We start from the raw sequence: 21911 nt of genomic DNA, 5'->3' as shown, positions 1-21911 counted from the left end.
GGTCAGATGGAAAAATCGTATATTATAATATACAATATACCGGTTGATCGGTTAGAAGAAAATTTGAAAAATAATAATATTAATAGATATATTATATTAAATAATACAATAGTAGCTTTATATGTAGATGATTCTTTTAACGAAGATATATTAGATAGGATAGATGGTATAATTTGGTGGGAAAGATCAAGTGTAATGAGTTCATTAATAGAATTAACAAATAACTTACCAAATGGAGAAACTGTAAGAACAGCTGCAGGTACTGAGTATATATATATAAATCCATATATAACACCAACGGGAAAAGATATTATTATTGCTATAATAGACTCTGGAATAAATTATTTACATCCAGATTTTATAAAATCAGATAATACTACAAAGATTATATCTATATGGGACCAAGAAAGCACTTTAAAGCCGCCACCAGAGGGGTATTTATTTGGAAGTGAATTTACTAGGGAAGAAATAAATGAATATATAAAAAGAAATGATTCTAGCCTAAGTGTAGATAATATTGGAACTGGAACTATAGCAGCTGGAATAGCAGCAGGCTTAGGTCATGGAAATTCTAATTATGACGGTGTTGCTGTAGATTCAGAGTTAGTAGTAATAAAATTAAAATCTTACAAAGATACATTTGCTAAAGGAAAAGTAAACTATGAGGAATCTGATTTTTTAGCAGGTATAAAATATGCTTTGGAAGTAGCTGATAGAGAAAATAAACGTATGGTAATAAATCTAACTGTTGGAGGTAGATCAACCTCAGGAATAGAAGTTTCTATGCTAGATTCTTTTGAGGATTTAGGGGGATCAGGAAGAATAGTAGTTTGTGGAGCTGGAAATGAAGGTAATACAGATATACATTATAGCGGTAACATACAGATGGCTGATAAAAGTCAAGATATAATAATTCAAGTTGGAGAACAAGTTAATTTAGATATAACTCTGTGTCCAATAGGCCCCGATAAAATAGGAGCAGCTATAATATCTCCTGGAGGAGAAATGAGCTATGTTATAAATTATACACCGGAACCATTTGTATATAGAGGAAGATTCAACTTAGAAGACACATCCTATGAAATGAGATATATATATCCATGGATAAAATCAGGAAATGAAATGCTAGATATAACTCTTAAAAATATAAAGCCAGGTATATGGACATTAAGGATATTTCCGGAATTTATAATAAATGGTAATTATAATGTATATTTACCTAATAAAAATTTAATTTCTCCGCAAACTAGATTTACGGATTCATCATCAGATGCCACAATTACATTATTTGGAGTTATAAAAACAGTAATAACTGTAGGTGCCTATAATGATAGAACAGATAGTTTATGGATAGGTTCATCAAAAGGTCCTGTAGTAAAAAGACCAATAAAACCAGATATAGTAGCACCAGGTGTTGATATAATAGGCCCATATCAAAATGATGCTTATAATACAGCAACAGGAACAGGAATAAGTTCATCGGTTGTAACAGGTATTGTAGCTATAATGATGAGCTATATAATTTCACAAGAAGAAGAAAGTCGAAATCTATTATTTTCAGAACCCTTAAAAACATTTTTAATGGTAGGTGCAACTAGAAAAGAGATATACACTTATCCTAATATGGCACAAGGATATGGAATATTAAATCTAAGAAATACATTAGCAGCAATTTCAAATAACATAGAATAGTTGGTATTTAAAAATAAATAATGGTTAAAAATAATATAAACAAAAGAAAGAGGTGAAAAAATTGCAAAGTAAAAAAGCACAACCTTTAAGTGGTGAAGGGAACAAAAGATTAAAAAAACATAGACCTACTAATAATGCAGAAACAGCAGCTTGGGCTGATATAGATCAGTTAAAGCCTGAAAGTAAAGTATCTGTACCGTCTCTTAGTAATGTAAAAGAAGCTAAGGACTGGGTTGATAATGGAAGTAGATTATAAAAATAAAAGAGCGTAGATTATATCTACGCTCTTTGCTATATTAAGCAGCTGTATCTATGTTGTTATTAGAGTTAGCATACTTTTTAGTCATATAAGAATAAACAGGTAAACCTATAAGAGTTATAACAACTCCTCCTAAAGACATCACTGTACTTTTCGCACCAGCAAATAATAATTGATTTAATACAACGAATAATCCACTAAATATTGCTATTAATGGAATTATAGGATATAGAGGTACTTTATATGGTCTGTTTAAGTTTGGATGAGTTTTTCTAAGTTTCATAACACCTATAAATGTTAAAACATAGAATGACCAAACAGCAAACATCGCTAAGTCGCTTAATAAGTTGAATTGTCCTGATAATGCATATAAAGCTGAAAGTACAGCCATTAATAGCGTAGCATTAGCTGGAACATCATTTTTATTTAATTTACCAAATATAACTGGTATAGTTTTTTGTTTTCCTAATGTATAAGTTATTCTTGGTCCAGTTAATAGGTATCCATTTATACATCCAAATACAGATACTAATATACCAACGTTTATTATTTTACCACCAATTGAACCAAATAATACTTCGGCAACTGCTGAAGCAGGAGAAGCATATTTAGCTAATTCACTAGCTGGTAATACCCAAAGGTAAGCTAAGTTTATAACTACATATACACCCATAACTAAAGATAAACCACCAACTATTGCTTTAGGTAAATCTTTTCCAGGGTTCTTCATTTCACCAGCTATAGCACCAACATTTATCCATCCATCATAAGCAAATAATATAGCAACTAATAATTGTCCTATTACTCCTGTTGGGCTTATACCTTCTGCAACTAAAGGTTGCACTATAGGATTATTTCCGCCACCTTTTATAAATCCAAATACTATTATTAATACAAGAGGGATTAATTTACATACAGTTGATACAGTTTGTATTGCACCACTTGTTTTAGAACCAAAAGTATTTAACACACCTATTAATAGTATAACTCCTACTGTCATAGGTATTACTAAAGACTCATTACCTAATAATATAGCAGCTTGTTGCCCGAACATAACTGATATAGCAGCTATTGTAGCAGGGAAGAATAATACAGATTGCATCCATCCAGTTAAAAACCCAAGTTTTTTACCGTATATTTCTTCTATATATACCATCATTCCACCTGTTTTAGGTATTGCAGCTGAAACTTCTGCTGCAGTAAGTCCAGCAGTTATTGTCATTATACCTGCTAAAACCCATGCTATCATTCCAAGTCCTGGTCCTCCACCAGTTATTTCATAAACTGCCTGTGGTTTAAAGAATACTCCACCACCTATAACCATACCAACAACTGTAGACAAAGCAGCAGCAGCACCTAAGTTTTTTTGAAGTTGTTTTTTCTCCATTTGATTTTACTCCTTTCATACTTTTTACATTAGTTAATAGTATTTATATTTATTATATAGCTTTTTTTGTAGAATTATTTGTTAAATTTGCTATTCTTTCTTTGTTTAGCTTAGTCATACCTATAGAAGCAACTATTAAAGATCCGTAGCATACTATTATGAATGCAAATACAACCCACCAAGCAACTCCATATCCCATATTATCAACTAATAATCCGAATACTGAAGAACCAGCAGCAAATCCTACAGCGAAGAATATTTGAACTACGCCAAGTATAGCACCAAATTCTTTATTACCGAAGAATGCACCTACTAATAATGAAGGTCCCATCATGTAAGCGAATACTGATAATCCTTTTAATGCTGCGAATACTATAGCTAATATTTCCATTTGACCTGCAAACATTAAAGCTAAACATGAAACTCCAGCTAATATGAAAGCTATTATAAGACCTTTAGTTACACCTAATTTATCAAATAGTGCTCCACCAAATAGGTTTCCACCTAAAGAAAATAATGCAAATACAGAACCAACGTTACCAACAAACTTTGGATCTATAGCTAAATGTACTTTTAAGTATGCTGGATATTGAACTGCTAATGCAGATACATACATACCTAAGAAGAATAATCCTAAAGCTAATATCCAGAAAAATTTAAGGTTTTTAGCTTCTTTAAAAGTATAACCCCATTCAACTGTTGTTGTATTTTGAGATTCTTCTTTTCTATTTTCTTTCTTATTACCTTTAACTATTTCGCTATTGTTCTTAGGCATTCTTAAGAATAATAATGATACAGGTATACCAACTATTAATGATAATGCACCAAACATTAAGTAAGATTTAGATGAACCAAAGTTTACTAAAGAGTAAGCAGTCATTTGTTGAAGGAATATATTACCTAAGCCACTACCAGCAAATGCAAGTCCTAATGCCTTTCCCTTTGTAGTATCATCAAACCATGAGTTTATTAGTAATGGTATACCTATTGATGATATGATAGAAGTACCTACCTGAACTATACCAGCAACAATGTAGAATTGCCATAATTCTTGGCACATAGAGAATGCTAAGAACCCTCCACCAGAAAGTATTGCTCCTAATAAATACATTGTTTTAGCACTTATTTTGTTAAACATCATACCTATAAATGGAGATGCAACTGCAGACACGATAGTTCCTAAAGTAAATATTAGAGAGAAGCCTGCAAGTGTAAAACCTTTCTCTTCAACAACATAACTTACAAATTGTGGTTGTATGTTTGAAGCAACTCCAAATGGAATAGCTTGTATAAGCATACATGCTACAACTATAAGCCAACCTGTTGCAAATTTCTTGCTTTTATTTTGGTTTAAAGTATTCATAGTATTATTTCTCCTTTATGTTGTATTAAATTTTATAATATTTTTATTGCTTGGTATAAAGAATATAGCAAGCAATAAAAATATCAACAGAAAAAATGTTTAAACAAGCAATACAAATATTAACACAAAAAATGTTGAAGAATGGAGAATGAAGGAGAATATTCACGAATAAGTTGAGAAAAATGAACAAAAAAATTCAAGTAATTCAAAAAAAAATCAATAACAAAAAGTTTATACTTAAGAAGATATATTAGTTTAATAAAACAGTATTTATTAGGATAATGATTTAATTATTAGAAATAATATATAACAAGCTTTAAAATAATTGATGGAGGTTGAAGTAATTGAAAAATATTACATTTGGGAAATTATTAGAAAAATTATTACATTTATCGAATCAGAAAAAAAGTTCATTGGCTAAGGCCTTAGGATATGATGTTTCTTATATAAGTAAGTGGATAACCGGGAAAAATCTACCTACTCAAAAGAGCATATCAGATATTTGCAAAATAACTTCTGAGTTTATAGTCGATTCTTTGAATATGTCACATATGCAAGAATTAAAAAATTATTTTGAAATAGATAAAGATTTAGAAAGTAATAGTGTCTTAGCACAGTATTTAGAACGAAGTTTAAAAGAAGCTTATATGTATACAGCTGAAAAGAGTGTGCCTAATTTGTATAAAAACACACACTCTGAAGATAGCTATAATAGTATGACACATATAAATCCAAAGCTTAGAAAACAGTACTTATCAAAAGATGCAAGTTTATTTATGAGCAACTCTGATAAATTAGATTTAATAATAAGTGCAGATTTATATAAATTGAACAATAGTGATAAAATGGCAATAGCTGATATGAAGAAAGATTTAATGTCAGTAAATGCATCACACGATATTAGAGTTAGACTTTTAATGGGACTTGATAGATCGGATTCAGATATAGTATTTAATACTATAATGATTATTAATATGATAACTACATATCCTGAAATAAACTTTGAAATATTTAACTGTGAAGTTGATTCTAATGCAATTATATCTGTAATGAAGGATAGGATATTTCATGCTGCAATATATACAAAAGACAGACAATGTTTATTTACAAATATGTCAAAAGATAAGCATATAGTGGATGAAATTTATTATAGTTTAGAAGATATGTTAAAAAATCAGGCAAAACCTATACTTGAGATAAAGTCATCATTAGATATTATAAGAAAAAGAACATATCTTCAGTATATTATGGGCCAAGATTTAAGGTGGTTAATAGGTCATATAAATGAACTTTTTATGCCATATGATTTATTTGAAGAAATAGCAGAGTCTATATTTGGAGATGATAAAGAGGTTTTAGATGAATTAAAAAAAATAAATATGCTCTTACAAAATGTTATATATAAGTCTAAGTTAAAGGTACTCATTTATGAATTAAATATAAGAAAGTATATTTCAGTAGGGGAACTTAACTTTTTTAACATACCTGTAAAGTTAACTTTTGAACAAAGAGAAAGACATATAAATTATATTAAAAAGATAATAGAAGAATATGATAATGTTGAAATTAAATTAATAGATGGAGACTTCGTAGAAGTATTTAAAGATACTCAAAATCCTTCAATATACTTATCGAAAACTTTAAAAATTATGAGTATTAACCCTAGAAAAGATCATAATGATTATGCAATTATAAAAGATAGTGAGTTTAAGCATATATGTGATGAGTTCTTTGATATACTTTGGAATAAAGAGAGTGAGATAGTAGTAAGCAATAAAATCGAGATATTAGAGAGAATCGAAAAAATACTAACATGTGCAAAAGTTATAAATGAAAGTTTAAAATTGGAATAATATAGTTAAATAGTGAATTTTTCAAGAAATGTGGAATTTATTGAAAAATAGAAAAAGCTAGGAAAATGATGCATTGACTTAAGTTATAAAAAATTGATAATCTTATACCGCGCTAGATATAAAACTTTTCAGAAAAGGAGAGCAGATATGCACGATATATTATTACAAGTAGAACATTTAATAACAAAAGTATCTGATGCAATATGGCCAGTATTCTTACCATTTATATTAGTGGTTGGAGCCATAATGGCTGTCAGGTCGATTGTTATAATACAGAAAAAGGCTACAGAGCCAGCAAAATTAAATATAAAAAATGTTATAGGTCCAGCTTCTATATCATTAGGAGCCATGATAGGGACAGGAGCTATAATAGGAGTTTTAGGAGCATTATCAAAACTATCAGCAAATGGACAAGCAAATATAGAAGCTATGGCTATATGGGCTTTAATAGGTTCATTAATAATGCTTCCAGTTTCTTACTCAGAAACATTAAACTCTAAAATAATGGGGAAAACACCAAAAGAATATATAGGAGATTTAATAAATCCTAAATTAGGTATTTTATATGCAGTATGTTTCGTAGCTTTAGCAGTATTTGGATTTGGTGGATTCCAATTTAGTGGAATAGACTCAGTTGCAGCAACTATATTAAACAATAAGTTTGGAATAGAGCTATCATTAGTTCAAAGATATTTATTCATAGTTATTCCAGTTATATTAGTAGTTGGAGCTTTAGTCTTATCTAAAAAACATGAATTATTTATGGGTGCTATGACTTATATGATAGGTACAGCTGTAGCAGGATACTTCATATTCTTTACAATATTTGTTGTTAAGACTTATGATTACATACCAACATTCTTCCAAGGTATGATAGAAGGAATGAAAAACCCAGTAAATGCTATGATGGGTGTACCATTAGGGTTTATATTAGGTATGCAAAAAGTTATACAAACAGCAGAAACTGGCCTTGGAGCACTTGCAATGGCAGCTCAAGAATCAGATTCAAAGCCAAGAGAAGCAGCAATGATATCTTTAATACCAACAGCAGTAACAATATTTGTTTCTATAGTTGTAACATCATACATAGCTTCTTATGGAGTAGAAGTTGGAACTTTAGCATTATTAAATACTGATGGAACTGCAGCTGATACAGTAACTAGATTAGGTGGATACTTTAATACTGCAGAACATGTAGTTGGAATATTTGGATTAGTAGTATTAAGTACATTTACAGTATTATCAGCTTTAACTACTATACTTGGATCTTTCTACTATACGACAAAATTATTTAAAAATAATTCTGCAAATAAGAATATAGCAATATACTTAGTTTTAATAATATCTGCAGGAACATTAGCTGTATTTGGAGCAAATGTTGTGTTTGAAGCAGTTGACTTATTATTATTTGTGCTTTCTGGAATAAATGTATCTGCATTAGCAATATTTACATTTAAGCATTGGGAAGTTTATAAGTTAAGTAATAAAAAAGAGAAGATTGTTGCTTAATAAAGAAAACTGTTGCATAATAAAATGGAAAAATTTAATCTTAAAAGATTTAGGTATTAAATTATAAAAAATTATTAATTTGAATGGAGATGATTCCAAATGACTAAAAAACTTTATTTTAATGGTAATGTGATAACTGTTAATAACAAAGAAGAAGTAGTACAAGCAGTTGCTATCGAAGATGGTAAAATTATAAAAGTAGGAACTAATGAAGAAATACTTTCTTTAAAAGATAATGATACTGAGGTTATAGATTTAGAAGGTAAAACTATGCTTCCTGGATTTATAGATCCACATGGTCACATAGTTCCTGTTGCACAAACTTTAATGATAGTTACATTAGGAGATGTAACGTCTAAAGAAGAATTATTAGCTAGATTAGAAGAATCATTAAAAAATGATCCACCAAGTGGCGATAATTGGTTAATAGGATTTGGATATGATAATACTAAATTTGAAGATGGAGAACATCCAACTAAATTTGATTTAGATAAAGTAAGTACAGAGATACCTATATCAGTATCTCATGCATCAGGTCATTTAGCAGCTGTAAACTCTAAAGCATTAGAGTTATACGGATATGTAGGAGAAGATTATGAAGTTCCAGAAGGTGGAGTTGTAAGAACAGTATCTCCTGACTCTAAAGAGCCAAATGGTGTATTAGAGGAAAATGCTATATTAGATAGTGAAAAGAAAAAGATTGTAAAAGCACCAGGATTTGAAGAAATCTTAAAGGCTATGGTAAGAGCTCAAAAGATATATGCATCATTAGGGATAACAACAACTCAAGATGCGTCAGTAGAAGAAGCTAATGGATATAACCACATATTAGGAGCTTGTGCTCAAAATAATATGTTGATAATAGATGTAGTAGGACTTGCTACTCAACCATCAACTAAAAATCTAATGAAAGATGAGGGTACTCCAAAGAGAGAATACTTTAATCACTACAAGTTAGGTGGAGCTAAAACTTGGTTAGATGGTTCTCCACAAGGATTTACTGCTTGGTTAAGTAAACCATACTACAAAGTACCTCAAGGACAACCAAAAGATTACTGTGGATATGGAACACAAACTGATGAAGTTGTAATTCAATACTTTGTTGATTGTATAAATATGAATGTTCAAGTTAATGTACACGTTAACGGAGATGAAGCTTGTGAGCAATTCTTAAGATGTTACGAAAAAGCTGTTGAAATAACAGGTCACGGAACAGAATTAAGACCAGTTATGGTTCATTGCCAAGCTTTAAGATATGATCAATTAGATAGAGTAAAAGCTTTAGGTGCTGTACCAACATTCTTCTGTGACCATGTTAGATTCTGGGGAGATTTACACCACGATCAAGTATTTGGACCAGAAAGAGCACAAAATATATCTCCAATAGGATGGGCTTTAGAAAAAGGAATAAAATTCACTTTACACCAAGACCCACCAGTAAAAATGCCTAATCAAATATTAGCTATACACAATGCAGTTAATAGAAAAACTGAATCTGGTAGAGTACTAGGAGAACACCAAAGAATACCGGTAATGGAAGCTATAAAAGCAGTTACTATAAATGGAGCTTATCAATACTTTGAAGAAGATACAAAGGGTTCTATAGAAGAAGGAAAGCTTGCGGATTTAGTAATACTTGATAAAGATATATTATCAATAGATAAAGAAGAGATAGAAACTATAAAAGTTCTAGAAACTATAAAAGAAGGAAATACAATATTTAAAGCATAAATAAAAGATAACTTTTAAGGAGTTTTACAATCAATATATTACAAATATAATGCCTCAAATGATTTATATTATTTGAGGCATTAACTTATCTATCACTAGGAACAAGTATATATTCACCAGCTTTAACATCATATGAGCTTGATACTATATCTTGGTTTTCTTTGTATACTACCTTTCTAAAAGTTTCTATATCATCAATATTATTATTATATAGTTGTATTATAGAATCTAAAGTTTCGCCAGATTGTACTAGATGTGATTGAAATACTCTATTTTTCATTATAGAGTCGTAAGAAGCCTTATATAATTTTTCTGATATATTAGAAAAGAAGGACACATTATCAACTAAATAATTAGCAGTATTATCTAGACAAGTTATATAGTTATAGATACTATCCGTTATAACATCACCTGTAGATTTATTGTCATCTACAGCTGGACCAATAAATGATAATATAATAAGAAATAATAAAAAATATTTCAAAAAATCACCTCCTATATGGGAGTATTAATAGATAATATGTTTTTTAAACAACATGTTGACTTAAAATTTGCAAGTTGGTATAATATTTTTAATAATTGAAATAATATTAAAATAAAGGCTATGAAAAGAAGAGTAAGTATATTATGTAGTCACAGCGAGTTAGGGAAGGTGTGAGCCTAATACGAAGATTATACTGAAGAACATCTTGGAGCCTCTAACCGAAATCACAAGAGAGTAGGCTTAGACGGGAGGTCCCGTTATAGACTATAAGCAATGCTTACTAAGAGGTCAATTTTTATTGGCAATTAGGGTGGTACCGCGAGAGTAACAGTCTTTCGTCCCTTTGTGTTATATGGGATGAAGGGCTTTTTTTATACAAAAAAGTTAGTAATACTTTAGCTTATATACATTTTAAGTATTATTAGTAAAAAGTATGAATCGAATTTCCATATAAAAATTATCAAATTATATAAATTAAAATAACAAAAGGAGGAAAATAATATGCAAAAACAATTTGTAACAATCAAAGAATTATACAGAAACAAAGAAGAATACATAGGAAAAACTGTAAAAGTAGCTGGATGGATAAGAACATCTAGAGCTTCTAAAAACTTCGGATTCGTAGAATTAAATGACGGAAGTTTCTTCAAAAATATGCAAATAGTTTTATCTGATGAAAAATTAGAAAACTTCAAAGAGATAACTAAACTTCCAATAAGTTCATCAATACTTGTTGAAGGGGAATTAGTATCTACAGAAGGTGCTAAGCAACCAGTTGAAATACAAGCAACTAACATAATATTAGAAGGTGAGTCAGATAGCTCATACCCATTACAAAAGAAAAGACATACATTAGAGTACTTAAGAACAATAGCTCACTTAAGACCAAGAAGTAATACTTTCTCTGCTGTATTTAGAGTAAGAAGTTTAACAGCTTATGCTATACATAAGTTCTTCCAAGATAGAAACTTCGTGTATTCTCACTCTCCAATAATAACAGGAAGTGACTGTGAAGGTGCAGGGGAAATGTTTAGATTAACTACTATGGATTTAAACAATATACCTAAAACAGAAGAAGGACATGTAGATTATTCTAAAGACTTCTTTGGAAAAGAAGCTAACTTAACAGTTAGTGGTCAGTTAAATGCTGAAATAATGGCACTTGCATTTAGAAATGTTTATACATTTGGACCAACATTTAGAGCAGAAAACTCTAACACAGTTAAACATGCATCTGAGTTCTGGATGGTAGAGCCAGAAATAGCTTTCGCAGACTTAGAAGACAACATGGAATTAGCTGAAGATATGATAAAATACATCATAAACTATGTAATGGAAAATGCCCCAGAAGAAATGGAATTCTTCAACAACTTTGTTGACAAAGGATTAATAGAAAGATTAACAAGTGTTGTAAACTCTGAATTCAAGAGATTACCATATACAGAAGCTATAGAATTATTACAAAAATCAGGACACAAGTTTGAGTTCCCAGTTGAGTGGGGATGTGACTTACAAACTGAGCACGAAAGATACTTAACAGAAGAAATAATAAAAGGGCCAGTTTTCGTAACTGATTATCCAAAAGATATAAAAGCTTTCTATATGAGATTAAATCCAGATGGAAAAACTGTTAGAGCTACAGACTTATTAGTTCCTGGTATAGGAGAAATAATAGGTGGATCTCAAAGAGAAGAAAGATACGATGTATTATTAGATAGAATAAAAGAATTAGGATTAAATGAAGAAGATTACTGGTGGTATTTAGAACTTAGAAAGTTCGGTACTGCTACACATTCTGGTTTCGGTTTAGGATTTGAAAGAATGTTAATGTACTTAACAGGAATGCAAAACATAAGAGACGTTATACCATTCCCAAGAACTCCTAAAAATGCTGAATTCTAATAATTAAATAGATTTACAGAAGTAATTCTATTAATAGAAGATTTACTTTTAAATAAAAACACATTGATGAAATACTCAATGTGTTTTTTATTATAAATTAAGTGAAATGAACATCAATACGATTTTATATTATATTGACTTTTACCTTAAATAAATATACAATATTAATAAAATCGGTCGGTTGACTGAATAAATTGTTGGTGAAAAAGTTTATAGGGGGAAATTTATGAAAGCATATATTAGGGAGCCTATAAATGGATTTACCCATTTAGGTGGTGCAATTCTTTCTTTTATAGGTCTCTTGGCATTAGTTATAAAGACAACACTAACTAGTCCTAATATTATAAATATAGCTGCAGTTATTATATTTGGGATTAGTTTAATATTACTTTACTCTGCATCTGCAACATATCACTTAGTAGTATCGTCTGATAATGTAATTGCTTTTTTAAGAAAAATAGATCATTCTATGATTTTTATTCTTATAGCAGGTTCTTATACTCCATTTTGCTTGATTGGATTAAAAGGTATTATAGGATGGATAACATTTAGTGTAATATCCACTATAGCTATATGCGGAGTATTATTTAAAATGATTTGGTTTAACTGCCCTAGATGGATATCGACAAGTATTTATATAGGAATGGGTTGGATATCTATATTTATAATAGTTCCGCTTTATAATTCTATAGCATTAGGAGGAATAGCTTTATTAGTATTAGGAGGAATACTCTATACTATAGGTGCAGTTATATATGGGCTTAAACCTAGAGCTCTTAAGTTTAAAAATTTAGGATTTCATGAAATATTTCATATTTTTATTTTGTTAGGAAGTTTAGCTCATTTTTTTGCTGTATTTAAATATGTAATATAAAAAAAGATAGTAAATACTAATATCTATAGTTATTAGTACTTACTATCTTTATTAAAATATAAGCTTAAATATATATTATTTTATAGCTTAAGCTACTTGTTTAGTTTCACACATACTATTATTCAAATTTATTATTGAACTAGCTGAATATAATAATCCATAAGAATCTATAACAGCATACATTATAGTAAATATCCATCCTGCTATTAATCTAGATTTATTGACTATTAATCCAAATATATATGATATTAGTGTATAATTAAAAATGAACATACCATTTTGTTCTAATATTTGTAGATATGATAAAAATTATAATGCCATTTATCTCTATATAATCTCATAAGTATATATTTTCTTAACTTAATTTTAATGTAATTATGATGCAATCATGATACTTTTTTGATATAATGTTATTTCATAGTGTATACATGGTACATATAATAAAATTTATACTTAACTATATGTTATAGTAACAATAAAAGATTATAGGAGGTTGAAATGAAAAAAATATTAGCATTAATTATGACATTATCAATATTTGTACTATCAGGATGTAGTTCTCAAACAGATAGAATGGTTACAGATAGAGAGGGTACAGAGGTAAATATACCGACCAAAATAGAAAAAATAATATCTACAGCTCCTTCAAATACAGAAGTATTAATGGCATTAGGTTTAGGAGATAAACTAGTAGCTATAGATAAATATTCTACTGATATAGAAGGTATAAATACAGAATTACCACAAATAGATTTTTTAAATCCAGATGCAGAAACTATAATAGGTTTAGAACCAGATATTGTTATAGCATCAGGACACAACAAAACTGGTTCTGTAGAAGATCCGTTTAAAGCAATAAGTGAAGCAGGTATACCAGTAGTTTACATACCAAGTAGTGACAGTATAGATGGAATATACAAAGATATAGAGTTTATTGCTGATGTTGTAAATGAAAGGTCAAAAGGTAAAGAAATAGTAGATGATATGAAAGCACAAGTAGAAGAAATAAAAGCTATAGGTGATACAATAACTGATAAAAAATCAGTATATTTTGAAATATCACCAGCACCATATTTATCTAGTTTTGGGAAATCTACTTTCTTAAATGAAATGATAGAAATAATTGGAGCAAAAAATATATTTGAAAATGAAGAAGGATGGGTATCTCCAACAGCTGAAGCTATAATAGATGCAAATCCAGATGTAATAATAACTAATGCAGGATATATGGAGAATCCTACAGAGGAAATAAAATCTAGAGATGCTTGGGAAAATGTAAATGCAATAAAAAATAATGAAGTTTATTTAGTAGATCAAAATGCATCTTCACGTCCATCTCAAAATGTAATTAAAGCTTTAGAACAAATGGCTAAGGCTGTATATCCAGAACATTATGAAAAATAAACATAAGGTAATAATTAGTGTTTTATTAGCGTTAATAATAATATGTATTGGAATTTCCGTAGGAAGTTCCAATATTAATTTTTTAGATACATTATCAATACTATCAACTAAAATATTAAATATTCCACTAAGAGATGGATTAGAGATTAAAAATGTTGGCATTGTTTGGAAACTGAGATTACCTAGAGTATTGCTTGCATTTTTTGTTGGAGGATGTTTAGCTACAAGTGGTGCAGTGGTTCAATCTATTTTGAAAAACCAACTAGCATCACCATATACTCTAGGGGTATCATCAGGGGCATCTCTAGGTGCAGGATTAATTATAGTAACTGGAATATCTATGCCTATAATTGGAAGTTTTACACTTCCATTAGTAGGCTTTTTATTTGGTTTAGCAACAGTATATATAGTTATAGTTTTTTCTTCTACAATAGATAGGACTATGTCAAATAATACAATTATATTATCGGGAATGGTATTTTCATTGTTTGTAAATGCAATACTTACAACGCTTACCGCATTATTTTCAGAAGATATGAAAAGTATAACTCTTTGGCAGATGGGAACTTTTTCTATGAAGGGATGGAGTTATGTACAGCTCATACTTCCATTTCTAATAATCGGTATGTTAGGCGTAATAAGATTTACTAGAGAAATGGATATAATGACATTTGGAGAAGAGCAAGCAAAAGCAACAGGTGTAGATGTATCAAAAATAAAACGAAATCTTTTTATTTTTTCTGCAATACTAACGGGTGGGGCAATATCTTTAAGTGGAACTATAGGATTTATAGATTTAATTGCACCTCATGTTGTTAGACGCGTATTTGGATCAAAACATAAATACGTAATACCAATGTCCTTTGTATTTGGAGGATGTTTAATGGTAATATCAGACTTGATTGCTAGAACTGTAGTTGTACCATCAGAACTTCCAGTAGGTGCAGTAACAGCATTAATTGGAGCTCCATTCTTTGCATATATCTATTTTAAAAATAAAAGGTGATGGTATGTTAAAAATAAAGGAACTTTATAGTGGTTATAATGGTGTAGATATAATAAAAAACGTAAACTTACAGGTAGATAAAGGTGAGATTTTATTTATAATAGGCCCTAATGGTTGTGGTAAAAGTACATTATTAAAATCCATTGCAAATTTAATAGAATATAGAGGCACAATAAAATTTGATGGTGTAGATTCTAATAAATATGAAAGAAAAAGTTTTGCACAAAAAGTAGGTTTAATGAGTCAATTGTCAGAGATTCATTTTCCTTATACTGTTTATGAAACTGTATCTCTTGGTAGATACCCATACTTAAAAGGAGCTTTTAGCTCATTATCTAAGGAAGATGTGAAAATAATTCTAGATAGCATAGAAAAAGTAGGATTAACGGAGTATAGAGATAAAATGATAACAGAATTATCTGGAGGTCAAATACAAAGAGTATTTTTAGCTAAATTGTTTGCTCAAAATCCAGATATAATACTTCTTGATGAACCAACTAATCATCTAGATTTTAAATATCAAGTAGAATTATTAGAACATGTAAAAACATGGGCTAAAACTAATAAAAAAATTGTTATAGGCGTTTTACATGATTTAAATTTAGTTCACTATTTTGCTGATAAAGTTATTATGTTAGATAATGGTAATATTGTATCTGAAGGAACATCTATGGAAGTACTTAATGATGATAAGTTAAAGAATGTATATGATATAGATATAAAAAGCTTTATGAAAAATATATTAAATAAATGGGAATAAATAATAAAGGTTATAAATTATAGATATAAATTTTATAGTTTATAACCTTTATTTATATATATTGTAGTGGTATATTTTAATATTTTAAGTCTGGTATTAGAAATTAATATGAAGATATAGGATATTTTAGATAGGAAAAATGAATTTTATGTGAAATTTTTTCAATGGAATACTTATACTATAGATAAGTTTTAGGTATTAATATATAATTTATTTATATGAATACAGGAAAGGACGGAAGATGAAAAAATTGGATAATAAGAATAAAACATATTTAAATTATTCTACAGAAGATGGAAAAAGTACACAAGATATTTTAAAAGATAAAATAACATTAAAACAAAAATCAGTATGTGGTCATTGTGAAACTGAAAATAATGAAGGCCTATATTGTAAATCTTGTGGGAAATCTTTAGATGAAGTAGAGACTTCAAAAAAAGGAAAAATTATAAAGGCTTTTAAGGGAGATATAAAGCCTATATTATTAACATCTGTAACTTCGGTTGCAATATTATTCTTAATCTCTTTAGGATTAAAATTATTAATGAGCTTCAATCTTGGAGAATTAATAAACTTTATAAATCCACTACATATAATACTTGGGATAAATTTAGGTACTATAAATTTAAATGCGTCAACAATGATGAACTCAGGAAGTGTTAGTATACATCTAGGAGTGTTACTAATTGGGTTAATTCCTTTATTTGCACTTTTACTATCTAATGTAATATTTATAAAAAATAAAAATGCTCAAGATATTTTATATAATTCAGTAGGAGTTGGTGCAACATATGGACTTATGCTAGTAATAATAAGTATATTTTCATCTACATCATCTAGCATTTCGCAAATGATTAATTATGGACTAGCAGTTTCATATAAATATAATATAATAGAATTATTTTTAAATGGATTTATTTTAGGATTTATATCTACTTATTTAATAGGATATAAGAAAAAATACTTTGGACAAAATATTTACTTAGATATACTTAAGAAAGCTATAAATACTATATTAATTTTATATATAGTAGTATTTGTAATTCTTTTAGGTATTTCTATAGTTGATAATAGTTATTTATATGAACTTGGATTATATAATTACAGTAGAAATACTACTTTTATACTTAGTCAGCTAGCATCATATATATTAACATTTGCAAATATTGTACCTACAACAATAGGGAGCAATAAATTATCAATTTTAAGTATAATAAATGGAGATTTATTATTTGATACAAAGTTAATGCTTATATCTATAATATTTTTATCATTATTAGTGCTTATACTTACAGGATATAATTTAAGAAAGAAATTTAAAAATAGCTCATCTAACATAGTGTTAATTTTTAGTATTTGTTATTCTATAATCATTACAATTTTATCATCATTTAGTGTTATATATGTAGGAGGAAATATGCCTTTACTACAAATGAACAGTTATCTAAGTAATATATTTATGGGATCAGGTATATTTACTACATTGATAATATCTTTTATATATAGCTATATAATACTAAAAATAGGATATACATTAAGTGATTTTGAATAATCAGAAATGGAGAGTATGTTAATATGCAAAATATAAGTAATAAGTTTTCAAGAAATAAAATAGAAAATGAAAAAAATGATATATATATGGAAATAGAAAATGCACAAATAAAAAAGGCTAATTTATTATTAGATATGGGTATAATGACATATGAAAAAATAAGAAATGAAATAATAATAGACGATAGCTTTGATAATATATGTAATGAAATTTTAGAGATAGATAAGTTAATATATAATAATAATCTAAGAATAAAAAAATTAGAAGAAAAATCAAAAGATCTAGTATGTGAGTGTGGTAGTGTATTAAACTCTGAAAATAAGTTTTGTGGATCTTGTGGCAAGAAAGTAGAAATAGAAGAAAATTATTTAATTGAATGTATAAGATGTAATTCATTAAATGAAGAAGATTCTGCTTATTGTGCTTGCTGTGGAATTAAATTATAATTTATCTTATAAGATAATAATTACATTAAACTAAAGAAAAAAGCTATGTACAAAATTTGTACATAGCTTTTTTGTAATGAATTTGAAACTTAATTTTAATGAAAAAAATTTTTATGTATGGTAAACTATAATATAGTATTTTAGATTTATGGAGGGAGAGTATGGCAGAAAAAGTAGAGAAAAAACACACTAACTTAGAGGATACGTTTAGTATAACTATGGAACTTCAAAGGCCTCTATTGAAAGATGAAGATGATGAAAATGAAGAAATAATTAAACATAAAGAATATAGAATCAAAAAAAATATAAAAATTGGCTTAAGTATATTAGTTATAGTTTTTTTAGTAGGGATTATTAATTGGATAGGAACATCTTATAAACCAGGACAACTAGCACTAGATTCATTAGTTAGTGATAATAAGGTAGAAGTAACTGTAGATGGAAATATAACTTTTACTCCAAAAGGAAAAGAGGCAACTAAAGGATTTATATTATACCCTGGAGCGAAAGTAGATGCAAAAGCATATGCACCACTATGTAAGGCAATAGCAGAAAATGGATATGAAGTAATTATACTTGATATGCCTTTAAACTTTGCTATGCTAGATCCTAACAAAGCTGAGAAAGTTATAAAAGAACACGATCATATAAAATCTTGGGTTGTAGGAGGTCATTCATTAGGAGGTGTTGTTGCATCTAGATTTGCAGCAAAGAATAAAAATGTAGATGGAGTAGTACTTCTTGCATCATATCCATCAAATGATGATCTTAAACAATTAGGAAAAGAAGTAGTTTCTATATGGGGAAGTAAGGATGGAGTTATAAAATTTGAAAATCTTATCGAATCAAAAGATAAATTACCAGAAAATACAACTTATGTAGAAATAGAAGGTGCAAATCATGCTCAGTTTGGTGATTACGGAAAGCAAAAAGGCGACTATGATGCATTAATAAGTGAAGAAAAACAATTAAATATTACATTAAATAGTATAGTTAAATTACTTAAAAATATAGATAATAATTAGGGCTACCAAATTGGTAGCCTTAATTATTTATATATTTTAAATAACGGATGTGGCAGAAGTGATTTACCAATATTTTGTTTAAGCATAGCTAATTTTAAAGTCTTTTATATATACTTAAATCATTCCATTCTACACATATTGGTTCAGCCTTAAAATCTTCAATAAACCAGGATATATCTTCTCTAGTTATACATTTAGATAATATAAGTAAAACAAAATATAATGATATAGTTAATACTATTTGAATAGAAATATGTAAATTTAAATTAATGTAAGCTAGACCATATTTTATACAGTATCCAGCAAGAGTTATACAAAATCCAGGTTTTATAATCCAATTTAATAGTTTAAATTGTATATTAGTAACCTTTAATAACTTATGTATACTTAAAGAAGCGTTAAGAAGGGTTCCTACAAATAAAACTATAATAAATCCTTCTATACCCTTTTTAGGTATCAAGTATAGTATTAAAAATATTCTTACAGTCATATCAATTAAGTTAAACTTTAATGTACTCATTTGATAATCTAGAGCATTTAAGCTTCCATCAACTATTCTGTCTAAATACATAAATGGTATAAGAGGTGCTAATATTTTCATCATTAATCCAACTTGAGTATCATTATATATTGCTAATCCTAATTCATTAGAGAATATCATAAATAATCCTGATGCAAATACGGCAATTAATAATGTAAATTTAAATACTTTAGATATTATATATATAACTCTTTTATGTTGATTAAGTGCATTTGCTTCAGCAATTTCAGGTATTATAAGAGTTGAAAATGATGCTAAAAATATTGATGGAAAATTTAAAATAGGCAGAGCCATTCCTTTTATCATACCAAATATAGATAATGATGAAGCTGTTGAAGAACCATATCTTCTAAGTGCATCTGGTATTAACAAATCTTCAATAGTTTTAAGTCCTGTTTGGATATAAGAGCTACATGCTATAGGGAAAGATATAGAGAAAATCTTAAAAAAACTATATTTATTATTTCTACTATATCCGCTTTTATATCCAGATTTTTTTTCAAATAAAAATAATATGCAAAAATAAATAGCAGAAGCTATATTACCAAGACTTGTTCCAATGGCAATTAAAGCACAAGTAAAGTTTAGGCCTTTAGGTAAGCATATTCCCATAAATGAAATAATAATTATCATCATTGTTCCAACTTCAACTATATCAGAGGAAACACTCTTTATTATTTTTCTCATTCCATAAAAATAACCATGGAAGCAAGCACTAATTCCTATAAATGGTAGGCTGCAAGATAATATTTTTATAGGTATTATAGCTCGAGAATCACCTATCCATTTAAGAGCTATTATATCTGCAAAGTTATAAACAAGTAAAAATGTTGTAGTACTAAAAAGTAAACTATATAGTATTGATTTTCTTAAAATTGATTTAATATTTTTTATATTAGATCTTCCAAGTTCTTCAGCTATAAGACGAGTAGTTGTTACTCTAATTCCAGATATAGCTAAAGTAGTTGTCATTACATGTATGCTCATTATAAGTTGATAAAGTCCTATACCTTCTGAACCGATTTTATTAGATAGATATACTCTAAATGACGTGCTTACAAATCCTATCATCATTGTTGCAAATGTCAGAATAAACGCATTCAGTATTAATTTTTTTCTCTTCATAGTTTTTCTCCTAATATAAATTGTTTAAATATATAGCATGTTCATATATATGAAAAAAAGTTACTAAATATTATTTAAATAAAAATTTTTAATATTGAAGAAAAAATCACATGAATATGAATATTAGATAGTACTAAAAATACTAATGACTAAACAATAAGGAGAACCTAAAATGAGAATAAGACTAGGATATGTAGCAATAGCATTAAATTTAGATAAAGTTACATCATCATCTACATTGACATACTCACGATATTTAAAAATGGATGAAGAAAATAGATTAAAAAAACTTAAAGAAGTAACTTACTCTAATATAGAAGCACTTGAAAAAATACTTGGATATAATATAGAAAATAATATACATTTTTATAGAATGACATCAAATTTTATACCTTTAGCAACTCACCCTGATGTAATGTGGGATTATTTAAAGTATTTTAAAAAAGATTTAGAATATATCGGAAAGTTGATAAAAGATAATAATTTAAGAGTTGATGCTCATCCTGATCAATTTAATGTTATAAATAGTGATAAAGAAAGTGTAGTTGAAAATACTTTAAGAACTCTTAATATGCAAGTTGATTTATTTGAAGCTATGAATTATGAGGATGGAAAAATGGTAATACACATAGGTGGTGCTAAAGGAGGAAAGGATCTTGCATCAGATAGATTTATATATAATTTAAAAAAATTTCCTCAGAGAATAACTAATAGATTAATACTTGAAAATGATGATAAAACCTTTAATGCAGAAGAAGTGTTAAAGATTTGTAAACAGACAAAATTACCAATGGTGCTTGATGTACATCATCATAATTGTAACAGCTGTGAAGAAGATATTAAAAGCTTATTACCAAAAGTATTTAGTACTTGGGAAGAGGAAAAACTACCACCTAAAATACATTTTTCAAGTCCTAGGGAATTTGAAAATGATAGAAAACATGCAGATTTTATAGATCCTGAATTGTCAATTTAAATCAGACAAATTACTTATGAAT

19 protein-coding genes and 1 other annotated feature are annotated in these 21911 nt (G+C 28.2%); of the genes, 14 read left to right on the top strand and 5 right to left on the bottom strand.

The genetic code is table 11. The annotated features are described in order from the left end of the window. The first annotated feature begins 6 nt into the window (after positions 1–6). Positions 7–1692, top strand: a complete 1686-nt coding sequence (gene cspC, locus BN7997_RS12455) for a bile acid germinant receptor pseudoprotease CspC (RefSeq protein WP_071121077.1) — start codon at positions 7–9, stop codon at positions 1690–1692. Positions 1693–1753: 61 nt separating this feature from the next. Further along, a complete protein-coding gene (locus BN7997_RS12450) occupies positions 1754–1948 on the top strand; it encodes a CDIF630_02480 family spore surface protein (RefSeq protein WP_071121076.1) in 195 nt (64 codons plus the stop codon). 40 nt (positions 1949–1988) lie between these two features. Here the strand turns inward: BN7997_RS12450 and BN7997_RS12445 are convergent, their stop codons facing one another. Together BN7997_RS12445 and BN7997_RS12440 are read right to left on the bottom strand one after the other, a co-directional pair. Continuing rightward, a complete protein-coding gene (locus BN7997_RS12445) occupies positions 1989–3338 on the bottom strand; it encodes an APC family permease (RefSeq protein WP_071121075.1) in 1350 nt (449 codons plus the stop codon). A gap of 52 nt (positions 3339–3390) precedes the next feature. Next, complete coding sequence (locus BN7997_RS12440) at positions 3391–4701, bottom strand: conjugated bile salt MFS transporter (RefSeq protein WP_071121074.1); 1311 nt, start codon at positions 4699–4701, stop codon at positions 3391–3393. Between the two features lie 344 nt (positions 4702–5045). Here BN7997_RS12440 and BN7997_RS12435 point away from each other — a divergent pair, with 344 nt between their 5' ends. The 3 genes from BN7997_RS12435 (at position 5046) to BN7997_RS12425 (ending at position 9794) form a co-directional block, all read left to right on the top strand. Further along, entirely contained in the window at positions 5046–6554 is a 1509-nt protein-coding gene (locus tag BN7997_RS12435) for a helix-turn-helix domain-containing protein (RefSeq protein WP_071121073.1), read from the top strand. 147 nt (positions 6555–6701) lie between these two features. Beyond that, positions 6702–8063, top strand: coding sequence for an alanine:cation symporter family protein (locus BN7997_RS12430; protein ID WP_071121072.1), 1362 nt, complete (start codon positions 6702–6704; stop codon positions 8061–8063). Between the two features lie 99 nt (positions 8064–8162). After that, positions 8163–9794, top strand: coding sequence for an amidohydrolase (locus BN7997_RS12425; protein WP_071121071.1), 1632 nt, complete (start codon positions 8163–8165; stop codon positions 9792–9794). Between the two features lie 85 nt (positions 9795–9879). Here the strand turns inward: BN7997_RS12425 and BN7997_RS12420 are convergent, their stop codons facing one another. After that, on the bottom strand, positions 9880–10278 hold the full coding sequence (locus BN7997_RS12420) for a hypothetical protein (RefSeq protein WP_071121070.1): 399 nt from the start codon (positions 10276–10278) through the stop codon (positions 9880–9882). Between the two features lie 111 nt (positions 10279–10389). Then, positions 10390–10624 (top strand) — a binding site (T-box leader). Positions 10625–10779: 155 nt separating this feature from the next. Here BN7997_RS12420 and asnS point away from each other — a divergent pair. Beyond that, positions 10780–12180 (top strand): asparagine--tRNA ligase, encoded by a 1401-nt coding sequence (gene asnS / locus BN7997_RS12415; protein WP_071121069.1) that lies wholly within the window; start codon positions 10780–10782, stop codon positions 12178–12180. 226 nt (positions 12181–12406) lie between these two features. Then, entirely contained in the window at positions 12407–13054 is a 648-nt protein-coding gene (gene trhA / locus BN7997_RS12410; RefSeq protein WP_071121068.1) for a PAQR family membrane homeostasis protein TrhA, read from the top strand. A gap of 87 nt (positions 13055–13141) precedes the next feature. Here the strand turns inward: trhA and BN7997_RS12405 are convergent, their stop codons facing one another. Continuing rightward, on the bottom strand, positions 13142–13327 hold the full coding sequence (locus tag BN7997_RS12405) for a hypothetical protein (protein WP_071121067.1): 186 nt from the start codon (positions 13325–13327) through the stop codon (positions 13142–13144). Between the two features lie 225 nt (positions 13328–13552). On the opposite strand from BN7997_RS12405, the gene BN7997_RS12400 reads away from it, so the two are divergent. The 6 genes from BN7997_RS12400 (at position 13553) to BN7997_RS12375 (ending at position 19247) form a co-directional block, all read left to right on the top strand. After that, complete coding sequence (locus BN7997_RS12400) at positions 13553–14458, top strand: ABC transporter substrate-binding protein (RefSeq protein ID WP_071121066.1); 906 nt, start codon at positions 13553–13555, stop codon at positions 14456–14458. Beyond that, the gene (locus BN7997_RS12395) at positions 14448–15464 is read left to right on the top strand and encodes a FecCD family ABC transporter permease (RefSeq protein WP_071121065.1); all 1017 of its coding nucleotides are present in this window, start codon (positions 14448–14450) and stop codon (positions 15462–15464) included. Before BN7997_RS12400 ends, BN7997_RS12395 begins: the two co-directional genes overlap by 11 nt. A 4-nt stretch (positions 15465–15468) precedes the next feature. Beyond that, complete coding sequence (locus tag BN7997_RS12390; protein WP_071121430.1) at positions 15469–16224, top strand: ABC transporter ATP-binding protein; 756 nt, start codon at positions 15469–15471, stop codon at positions 16222–16224. Positions 16225–16465: 241 nt separating this feature from the next. After that, positions 16466–17776 carry a hypothetical protein gene (locus BN7997_RS12385; protein ID WP_071121064.1) on the top strand — a complete coding sequence of 437 codons (1311 nt, stop codon included), beginning with the start codon at positions 16466–16468 and terminating at the stop codon, positions 17774–17776. 23 nt (positions 17777–17799) lie between these two features. After that, complete coding sequence (locus BN7997_RS12380; RefSeq protein WP_071121063.1) at positions 17800–18222, top strand: zinc ribbon domain-containing protein; 423 nt, start codon at positions 17800–17802, stop codon at positions 18220–18222. Between the two features lie 161 nt (positions 18223–18383). Next, positions 18384–19247 carry an alpha/beta hydrolase gene (locus tag BN7997_RS12375; RefSeq protein WP_083335112.1) on the top strand — a complete coding sequence of 288 codons (864 nt, stop codon included), beginning with the start codon at positions 18384–18386 and terminating at the stop codon, positions 19245–19247. Between the two features lie 94 nt (positions 19248–19341). On the opposite strand, the gene BN7997_RS12370 is transcribed toward BN7997_RS12375, so the two are convergent. Further along, entirely contained in the window at positions 19342–20913 is a 1572-nt protein-coding gene (locus BN7997_RS12370) for an oligosaccharide flippase family protein (protein ID WP_071121062.1), read from the bottom strand. A gap of 172 nt (positions 20914–21085) precedes the next feature. Between BN7997_RS12370 and uvsE the strand changes: the two genes are divergently transcribed. Further along, entirely contained in the window at positions 21086–21889 is an 804-nt protein-coding gene (uvsE, locus tag BN7997_RS12365) for a UV DNA damage repair endonuclease UvsE (RefSeq protein WP_071121061.1), read from the top strand. Positions 21890–21911 lie beyond the last annotated feature (22 nt).

Source organism: Romboutsia timonensis (assembly GCF_900106845.1).
In the GTDB taxonomy this organism is placed as follows: Bacteria; Bacillota; Clostridia; order Peptostreptococcales; family Peptostreptococcaceae; genus Romboutsia; species Romboutsia timonensis.
The sequence above is the reverse complement of the archived record's forward strand: the minus strand, read 5'-3'. Positions and strand labels throughout refer to the sequence as shown.

Excerpts from the sequence above, each read along its gene's own strand:
- BN7997_RS12425 (WP_071121071.1), top strand. The coding sequence starts at position 8,163 with ATGACTAAAAAACTTTATTTTAATGGTAATGTGATAACTGTTAATAAC.
- BN7997_RS12405 (WP_071121067.1), bottom strand. The coding sequence starts at position 13,327 with ATGTTCATTTTTAATTATACACTAATATCATATATATTTGGATTAATA.
- uvsE (WP_071121061.1), top strand. The coding sequence starts at position 21,086 with ATGAGAATAAGACTAGGATATGTAGCAATAGCATTAAATTTAGATAAA.
- BN7997_RS12385 (WP_071121064.1), top strand. The coding sequence starts at position 16,466 with ATGAAAAAATTGGATAATAAGAATAAAACATATTTAAATTATTCTACA.
- BN7997_RS12375 (WP_083335112.1), top strand. The coding sequence starts at position 18,384 with ATGGCAGAAAAAGTAGAGAAAAAACACACTAACTTAGAGGATACGTTT.
- BN7997_RS12400 (WP_071121066.1), top strand. The coding sequence starts at position 13,553 with ATGAAAAAAATATTAGCATTAATTATGACATTATCAATATTTGTACTA.
- trhA (WP_071121068.1), top strand. The coding sequence starts at position 12,407 with ATGAAAGCATATATTAGGGAGCCTATAAATGGATTTACCCATTTAGGT.
- BN7997_RS12440 (WP_071121074.1), bottom strand. The coding sequence starts at position 4,701 with ATGAATACTTTAAACCAAAATAAAAGCAAGAAATTTGCAACAGGTTGG.
- BN7997_RS12445 (WP_071121075.1), bottom strand. The coding sequence starts at position 3,338 with ATGGAGAAAAAACAACTTCAAAAAAACTTAGGTGCTGCTGCTGCTTTG.
- BN7997_RS12370 (WP_071121062.1), bottom strand. The coding sequence starts at position 20,913 with ATGAAGAGAAAAAAATTAATACTGAATGCGTTTATTCTGACATTTGCA.
- BN7997_RS12430 (WP_071121072.1), top strand. The coding sequence starts at position 6,702 with ATGCACGATATATTATTACAAGTAGAACATTTAATAACAAAAGTATCT.
- BN7997_RS12395 (WP_071121065.1), top strand. The coding sequence starts at position 14,448 with ATGAAAAATAAACATAAGGTAATAATTAGTGTTTTATTAGCGTTAATA.
- asnS (WP_071121069.1), top strand. The coding sequence starts at position 10,780 with ATGCAAAAACAATTTGTAACAATCAAAGAATTATACAGAAACAAAGAA.
- BN7997_RS12390 (WP_071121430.1), top strand. The coding sequence starts at position 15,469 with ATGTTAAAAATAAAGGAACTTTATAGTGGTTATAATGGTGTAGATATA.
- cspC (WP_071121077.1), top strand. The coding sequence starts at position 7 with ATGGAAAAATCGTATATTATAATATACAATATACCGGTTGATCGGTTA.
- BN7997_RS12380 (WP_071121063.1), top strand. The coding sequence starts at position 17,800 with ATGCAAAATATAAGTAATAAGTTTTCAAGAAATAAAATAGAAAATGAA.